The organism is Pedobacter steynii, assembly GCF_900103665.1.
Lineage (GTDB): Bacteria > Bacteroidota > Bacteroidia > Sphingobacteriales > Sphingobacteriaceae > Pedobacter > Pedobacter steynii.
This window is the reverse complement of sequence record NZ_FNGY01000004.1, coordinates 195,500-204,124: the sequence shown is the minus strand read 5'-3', so window position 1 is coordinate 204,124 and position 8,625 is coordinate 195,500. Positions and strand designations below refer to the sequence as shown.

At 36.5% G+C, this 8,625-nt stretch carries 7 protein-coding genes; 1 reads left to right on the top strand and 6 read right to left on the bottom strand.

Annotation, left to right across the window (positions count from 1 at the left end):
- Positions 1-27: 27 nt before the first annotated feature.
- The 5 genes from BLQ87_RS13110 to BLQ87_RS13090 all read right to left on the bottom strand — a co-directional run bounded on the left by BLQ87_RS13110 (position 28) and on the right by BLQ87_RS13090 (position 5,754).
- Positions 28-606, bottom strand: coding sequence for a DUF4082 domain-containing protein (locus BLQ87_RS13110; protein WP_074607352.1), 579 nt, complete (start codon positions 604-606; stop codon positions 28-30).
- 72 nt (positions 607-678) lie between these two features.
- Positions 679-2,205 carry an RICIN domain-containing protein gene (locus BLQ87_RS13105; protein ID WP_074607350.1) on the bottom strand — a complete coding sequence of 509 codons (1,527 nt, stop codon included), beginning with the start codon at positions 2,203-2,205 and terminating at the stop codon, positions 679-681.
- Between the two features lie 4 nt (positions 2,206-2,209).
- On the bottom strand, positions 2,210-3,184 hold the full coding sequence (locus tag BLQ87_RS13100) for a hypothetical protein (protein ID WP_074607349.1): 975 nt from the start codon (positions 3,182-3,184) through the stop codon (positions 2,210-2,212).
- A gap of 56 nt (positions 3,185-3,240) precedes the next feature.
- Positions 3,241-4,449 carry an OmpA family protein gene (locus BLQ87_RS13095; protein WP_074607348.1) on the bottom strand — a complete coding sequence of 403 codons (1,209 nt, stop codon included), beginning with the start codon at positions 4,447-4,449 and terminating at the stop codon, positions 3,241-3,243.
- A 78-nt stretch (positions 4,450-4,527) separates the two neighbouring features.
- Positions 4,528-5,754 (bottom strand): hypothetical protein, encoded by a 1,227-nt coding sequence (locus BLQ87_RS13090; RefSeq protein WP_074607342.1) that lies wholly within the window; start codon positions 5,752-5,754, stop codon positions 4,528-4,530.
- A gap of 199 nt (positions 5,755-5,953) precedes the next feature.
- On the opposite strand from BLQ87_RS13090, the gene BLQ87_RS13085 reads away from it, so the two are divergent.
- Entirely contained in the window at positions 5,954-6,748 is a 795-nt protein-coding gene (locus BLQ87_RS13085; RefSeq protein WP_074607341.1) for a helix-turn-helix transcriptional regulator, read from the top strand.
- A 150-nt stretch (positions 6,749-6,898) separates the two neighbouring features.
- Here the strand turns inward: BLQ87_RS13085 and BLQ87_RS13080 are convergent, their stop codons facing one another.
- Complete coding sequence (locus tag BLQ87_RS13080; RefSeq protein WP_074607340.1) at positions 6,899-8,581, bottom strand: metallophosphoesterase; 1,683 nt, start codon at positions 8,579-8,581, stop codon at positions 6,899-6,901.
- Between the last annotated feature and the right edge of the window lie 44 nt (positions 8,582-8,625).

The following is an 8,625-nucleotide window of genomic DNA, read 5'->3' as shown; positions in this document are numbered from 1 at the left end:
TTCGTTTTTTATCAATTGTGGTGTTGGTTAATGCCGCCCATAAATTTTCTTTTCTACTTCCCATTCAAAATCTAAATCAATTAAGCCGTGAATTACATTATCAACCTTAAACTCTGGATAACGTTGATATTTACCTTCAGCATAAACGCTATTCGTTAAGCTAATTTCCTGTAAGTTTAAGGGTAGCTTGTCAAATGTTAAAACATGGTAATAATACTCCCTTACGTTAATAGTTAAACAATAGGTTCTATTTGCTTTAACAGGGATTTGAAAATACCCAAAATTGTATTTGCCGGGATTGCCATTGTTAAAAGTATAGGTGCTAATCAATTTTTTTTCATCAGCATCCCAAAACGATAAACGCAAATTGCCCGATTGAGGATTTTTAATGCGTATACCTTTAATTCGTCCATTTTTATGGGATTTGAATTCAATTCCCAATTCAAAATTTGGTTCCCCATATTCCACTAGCCTATATTGAGTTGGATATTGAGCAACTGATTTAGCAAAAATACCTTCCTCACCGCTGTAACTGATGCCGTTTTTTAAAATCGTACAAGCAACAGATAAACAAGGAATAATGAAAGCAAATATTATTTTTTTCATGTCATTAAAAGTTCATTGACGTTATATAATCCAGCTAATAAAAGTGAAATAGAATGAATAATCTTTTCATGATTACCTAATTATTGTAAATATTTTCGAACGATTATCTCCGGAAAAATAGTGTATTGGCGCAGCCACTTCATCAACTAAAACTCTGGTTTCTCCAGCAATGGTTAGCGTAATTTTTAGTTTATCTAAATACCAATCGTCGGCTCCGGTTCCTCTGCCACCGGTGTGCCTTAAAACAATATCTTCAATGTCATCAAAAGTAAATGCTGCGGCCGTAATAGTTTTTGTTACGGTTTTTTCGGTGAAATTGCTCCATTTTTCACCATTGTTGATATTGTTTAGCGCAATGTTTCTTACCGGTCTTATTTTTAGTCTAATTAATACGTTTAGGTTGTCGTTCCCACCTCGCAAATCATCTCCGCCAGTTAAGGTTGCTATTTTAAATACTGGTCTTGCATTTGTAGCATTAGCTGATGTATTTGTAGAGGAACCAGAGCCTACATTTGATAATGACCCTTTAAATACTTGTCCTTCACTTCGTCCATCGCCACCTTCGTAAACAAATCTAAATAAAGGACGACCAGGTACAGGACTAGGTAAATCAGCAAATCTGTACGTTTTTAGCACTCCATTTTCCTTTATCCTTGCCGTGGCTGTTATTTTCTCTAAATTCCAGTTATCTTTTTCAGAAATGTTAAATATGGTGGTAGTTGGTGTTCCACCATTTTTTCGGTTTCTATAAACGTGAATTTCTCTAAGCTCATCGACAGTAATATTAGCAGGCAAAGGAACCGTTACTCTTTTTATCGAATTATTTGGCCACGATTGTCCTTTGTTTGCATTTAATAAAATTACATCTGCTTTGTTTCTGACTATAATTCGTATTTCTACATTTTCTTGAAAAGGTTTCATTTCAAGGTTATCCGCGCCTGTTTTAAAATCAATATCTAATTTATTACTGCTTGGTTGTTCAACAATAACCGATGGACTACGCAGTGTACGGTCTGCCACAACCGGTGTAGAAATTGATGTTCTGCTTACTGTTGCATTTGGAATAGGCATAAAATTCCAAGTTACGTTGGTTGTATTGGCATAATTTGCAGGGTTGCGGTCTGGAGTTTTATATTCGAAACCAATTAAAGTTCCTCCGCTATTTATATCACGCATTTCTGTTGCCAAAAACACTTCTAATGTGCCAGTTATTTTATTTGGATGAATACTGTAAATATTATCTTTATCACTATTGATTAAGAACTGTTGGAAACGTTTATTTGCGCCAGACCGTAATGGTTCCAGCTTTATTGCTGGCGCTGTTGTTTCATAGGCGTCTAAATCGGAAAAGGTTAAATATTTTCCAGTTTGCACATTTTTTATGGTATATATTTTTGACGTTCCTGCTACCGCTGTGATATCAAAATATTGAGTGCGACAAGAAAAATCGGCACAAGCATCGGCCAACATTAAGGTAGCAGATAAATTGTATTGAATGTATTTGCCGTTATGTGCTTGTCTTATAAAATAGCGCCCAGTTTTTAGTTGTGCAAAGCTGATGATTGGCGTAATTAAAAGAAGAATCAATAATTTTTTCATCGTATTATTTGCTGAAGTGAATTCTTATATCCTTAATTATACTATATTCCACACCTGATGCTCTTCCATGGTTGTCGTTAGGATTACCTTTAGCAGTAAATGGTTTGGATGAAAAATACATACCAGCATTTTTATAATTAATTAAATCGTGATCGCTTGTTTGAATCTTTACATTCGAAGCATAATCATCGGCTAAATCACCACTTTTGTGAGCAACGGTAAGGTTTGGTACAACTTCTACAAAAATATTTCCGTTTTGTAGTGCATAATCACTTACCATAAAAACATCTTTTATTGCAGACCTATTTGAGGCTACTGTGCTTGAAATAACTGGAACTGCTCTGCCAGAATTGAAAATAAAATCACGCATACAGTTCACTTCGGGACCTTCTAACATTGGTTTAGAAAATATAGTAGCTTGGTTTTTAAAACTGGATACTGTCGTCCCGTTTTCGCTAATGATGGGGCAGGCTGCATACGTGCCATCGGGTAATTTTTCTAATAGCCTGATTTTTACAGTACCAGCCATTTTTTTACAATCGTTGTTGTGTATTTGCAATGAGAAACCACTAAAACTAACGTTTTGTGCATTTGCAGATTTTATTGTGATAGATAAGATGTTATTTTGAAAAACCCTGCCAAAGGTTGGGTAATCACCTGTGCAAATTAAAGTGCTTTTAAATTCATCATCAAATACAATGTAAGCGATATGGCCCGGAGCAACTTTTAAAGATATATCGCGTTTATTGGTAAAAGGATATGTAAATGAATTAACAACATTTGCATATTTCGCCACTCTGCCACCAAAATTTGGTTGTTCGTAAATTTCCACTCTATCAATATGCGTAGTTGTAGGTAAGGTAATAAGCGCACTTGGCAATGGTCTTTTACCAATTGGTGTAGCTACCCGTGGATCTATTTGTGCACTTGCCTCTATAGAGATAATCAGAAGGCAAAAAATGATTGGCAATTGTTTCATGACTTTGGATGTTTAGATTAAAATATTTTGATTTAAGTTGGCATTATGGTCCAGGGTTATTTAATTTTTATAAACTCGACCCTACGGTTATTGGCTTTATTAATTTCGCTGGTGTTTGGCATTGCGGGTATGCTTTCGCCTTTGCCATCGGTTTGCATACGAGTTGCATTGATGCCAAAATCTCTACTCAACATGATTTTTAAGGCATCTGCACGTTGTTTAGATAGTTTCAGGTTATCCTTATCATCGCCATCGCTATCGGTGTGGCCGATAATTTTAATTTTAACTGCCGGATTTTCTTGTAGGATCACTGCGATCGATTTAATTAAACCATAAGATTCGGGTTTGATAGTTGCCGAGTTTACATCAAATAAAATACCTGAGGATACAAACTTTCCTTCGTTAATTAATTTGTTTCGGGTATCTGGATTCCCAACCGCTAACCTTAAATTATTGATATAGTATTTATCTTCTTCTTTTTTAAAATTTCCGGTTTGAAACAAAATGCTGTTGTATTTTTTACCTTCTACAAATGCAGTTGGCAAATCCCATATTTTTTCCTGGTTTAGGTAAATGCGTAAACGATTTTTTTGTCGCCAAATGCTAACGTGAACGGTTGGCTTAACATCGCTTATAAATTCATTTTGCATGGCTTTATTTTTGTCGCCATAATTACCATTGGTATAAACCTGATAGTTTGTTGTGCCTTTGCTATTTGAGGTAGACACCGATTTAGGATGGATGCCAACTTCTATACCATTTCTACCCAAGCGGTTAAACTGTTTCCATTTCACATAATCTGCATTTGGGTTTGCCAGTTCGGCAATAGCAAAACTTAATGGATTGCTGTAAAAATTGAAGTTAGCGCTACTGGTTACATCAAATTCAAATGTGAAATTATCGGGCAGGTTATTGATAAACTGGGGCATAAATACACCGTTTTTGCCTACATTAAGCCAATGTTCGCCATTTAGCTCTACAATTTCGCCGCCACTATTGGTGCTCCATTTGGCGGGGAAATCGCCTAAATTATCTTGACTAAAATTTTCGACTATTAAAATTTTATCGCCTTGTACAAAATCAAATTTCCTTAAGATATCAGAATTTTGTTGTGGCTCAGCGCTAACATCGATACCCGCATTTACGCCTTTATTTAAGCGCTCACTTACCTTTCCTTCGGCATTGCGTTTGATCTCCCGGGTATTAATTTGTGCATGGCTTACCGTACAAATTAAAATCAGCATTGCAAATAATTTAGTTGCCATGATTTGTTTGGTTTTAGGTTAATATTTAGTTTACTATGATGTTAATGGGGCATATGGTTTAGGTTATAAATGAATTTTTTAATTACATAGAGCAGTTAATTGCTTTATTGATTGAAGGTAAAGCATGTTTTTTTCCATTACTGCTTTTGGGGTATTACTTCTGTTATTTACCTCGATGGTTGTCATTTTATTTTCTATATTTCTTAAAAAGCTTATTTTGATGAGGTAACATGCAGCGTTTTGACTATGCTTTCTTCTTTGTGCAGCAGTTAATGAGGTATTTCCAGTAAAATGTAGTGCTTCACATTTTTTAATATCAAATTCTAAACGGTGCCTTACAATTTGGTCTTTGGGGTCTGATGCAGCTGCCATCATCGCTATATTTGACCCGCCACTTTTAACGGCCCTATTGGCATCAGCCATTTTTTTATTGATACTTTTTTCTAGTGCTATTAGCTCTTTTTTTAGATCACTACACAATCCATCACTTTCATTTAAATTTTGCTCTTTCATCTCGAGATCTCTATTTTTGTTGTTCACTACCTCATCATTCATCGCGGTAGCCATTTCTTTAAAATCTTTAAAACCGGCACCGTTAAAGCAGAAATCTACTTTTTCTATTTTCTCAATACTCATAAAAATTGAGCCCTGTTCCCTTGATAAGCCCAGATAAGTACTTTCGTTTATTTGATAAAAACCGATGCCGTACATGCCAATGTAATTTTTGATTGTGCCATCATTATCGAAATATTCATTATACATATAGATATACATTTTAGGGTTTGCTGTAGTTGTAGAACTGTAGTAGGCATAAGTCGCTAAACTTAAATCGGTAAATCTTCGTCGGTTACCGGCTGGGCTACCATGTTTTTTCCATAATTCTGAAGTGATTTGCGGAGTAGCCTTGTTATTGGCCATCATCCACTTACGGCCTTTACTTTCGTTAAAGTAAGTTGCGCTTTTACCAAACTTATCCGAAATGGTGAAATTGAGTTTTTGGCTATTTGGATTGGCACTTTCTGTGGTTATGTTTTTACCAATACTATAGCCAAACATTCCGTTAGCTGTATTGAGGTAAAAGAAACCTTTAAGTACGGCCCCATTATCGGCTATGCCTTTATACCAAATTTTTAAATTGAAACAGTTATTGCTGTTTGCTTGTAAACGAGTAGGTATATGGTTTTTAAATACACCGTTTTTGCCTAAATACCCACCTAAATCTATTTTTGTTTGGGCAAAATTGTCTTGTACAAAAATCAGTATTATAGCACTATATAGTATTAAGGATGATATTGTTTTGGGCATAACTTGTTTGTATAATAATAAGTATAGAGATCACTTTTAAAAATCTGTGAAAAAGCATAGTTGGCATGGTTGAGGTATTGGTTAATTTGCACCTTCTACACTCAAATCTAATGGTTAAAAAAAGACAAAAAAATAGCAGATATCTGTCATTTTTAATTGCTTATAAAAAAGATTATTTTAGATATATCTAACCTACGCTATGGAAAATTTAAAACCATTAACTACTGAACAGTTTGAAAAAAATGCAAAATCGGATAAAGAATTAGGAATTATTGATTACGAAGCTTTTTTTGAAACTCAGATAAAAGAAGCTCATAATTTTGCCATAGGGCCGTATTATTGGTTTATTGGCGATAACGCCAATATGCTAATTACTGTCGCTAGCAATAATATTGGCGAGCTTAGTCCTTTTAGCAAATCTGAATGGGAAAATAAACCTGCTTTATTTTTTGTGGAAAATATTCATCCCGAGGATAGCTTCTATGTGTTATCTGCCATACAATACGCAATGGATAAAATTATTCAGCTACCTCCGGATAAACAATCAAATATTCGTATCAATATATATGCTCGAATGTTAGATGCTCAACAAGTATTTCGGTGGGTCTTGATACAAATGCCTGGTTTGTATGTTAATCATGGCAACCTTACTACTTGTGGATTGATGATGGTTACTGATTTAACACACTTTAATTTTAATGGAAGACCTATTTTAATGACACTTGTGAACGTAATAGATGGCAAAACCGAATATTATCATTTGGCTCTGGGGGATGGGTTAACAATTAAGAATGTTGAATTGCCTAATATAACTAAGCGAGAAAGACAGTTGTTGAATTTAATGATTAGAGGACTAAATAGTCCAAAAATTGCAAACGAATTATGTATTTCCTATTCTACAGTAGAAAATCATAAAAGAAATTTACGTAGAAAAACGAATACAAAAACATCGGTTGAGTTGACACACTTTGTGATGAACAATAATTTATTATAAGGTTTCATTCAAAAAAACTCCCTTTTTAGTATTGCTCAGCCGGGATAGATCACTATCTCGCAGGAACCCCGGCAAACATTGCTATAGCAACACTTGCCGGGGGGGGATACTAGATATACACAGGCCTGGAATAAGGAGCCTTCCCTGACATCAGGGAGCTGTGCAATTGGTACCTATCAAAGGAGTATAAGTAACCTGCGACTGGGTAGTATGGAATTTAAAATAACATCCATTGTTGTAATACACACCCTCCATATATCCATTTAGATAATTATTGGCATGTTGTAAATCTATTTCCAGTACTTTATTTTGATACAGTAAGGTAATCTGGTTGTTAAGAATCGTATGGCCGATATAGGTACGATCTGCGCCAAACTTGGTAAGTATACTGTTTACCTGTGCCTGTGTAAGGGCTTGCTCTGCCATGCCCCGATACCAATACAGGCCAACTGAGCCACTTGTTGCGGTTTTACAATCCTGGCTGGTACAGGTTTTATTAATCATCGAAATCATGTGCGTATTAAGCTGTGTTACGGTTTGGTTCAATGCCTCAACATCCGGGCTGATACCCGCATGTAAAAATAGCGTACTGCCCGATTTTTCAAGTATATTCTTGGTTCTAAGCCATTTGCCGAGCTCAGTGTTGGCGTCGTATAAGGCGGTGTAGGTTTCGCCCATGGTTTGCGCATTAGTCATATACTTGGCATTTACGTAACGGTAATCGCCTATCAGGTTCATAATGTCGTGATTGCCGAGTATGAAATGAACTTTGCCCCCAGCCGCAGCCGCTTCCTGCTCTAGTTTATAGATCAGCCACAGACATTGCGTTACATATTTTCCTCTGTCAAAAACGTCACCCATGATATAGAGGTGACCCGAGCCATAGGACCAGTTATAATTATTATCCATAATGTTCGCCTTTTTCAGCATCATTATAAATCCATCAATACCCCCTTCTATATCAGAAGTAGCAAAATATTTGGCAGGCAGGGAGGCAGATTCGGCCGGCTCGCGGCTGATTAATTGAGGCTTAAGGTTCAGGGAAAATGAGCCTCCTCCAGGCAATTCTATATTCAGGCTCACCTGATCACGGCTGGCGTAAGTTTGGGTAGTATAGCCTGTTTCCCTGTCAATGGATTTTACCAGATATTGATTGTTCCTATAAAATACATAGGGACCATCAGGATCCGATACGGGTGCGGTAGCGTTTTTGATAGAACAGTCGAAAGACACATCGCTGCTGCTGGCATTTTGATTGTGGACTTCAATTGCAATGACATTATCACCGGTATTGAAATGGGATGAGGCGATCTTATAATTAAAAAAATTGTTTTCCTGAGCTGTGGGAATATAACTGCTGGTGCCGGTAGTGTAAGTAATGGTTCCTGTCTGAGGCAATAACGATGTTCTCAACACTTCGGATCCGTTCAGGTATACTACTGCAGCATCATCATGAATCATGGAAAGAACTACCGAATCCGTTAGCGCGCTTTTATCTGCAATATTAATATGCTTTCTAAAATAATAGGTAATAAACCCTGATTGTAAAACAGTAGCCTCATCGCCGTCGCCAAAGCCAAACTGTCCTGAGCCTGTGTTCCAGCTGGCATCATCGAAAGTAGGGGATCGCCAGGCCGATCCCTGGTTAGAACCGTTGCTCAGGTACTTCCAGCTTGATCCGGAATCCAGGATAGGCCCTGTTACGAGGGGCGTTGTAACGGCAGATGCTTGTTTTGTTCTAATTTCAGAAGTGCTGTTTAAACTCGACTTCTGACAACTGATGATAGCTAGGGCAGTAATGGTCAAACTGGCAAATAGCAAACGTCTTTTCATTTTTTTGTTGGTTTATGTGAATAGGGATTTTTTGTATGCAGGCA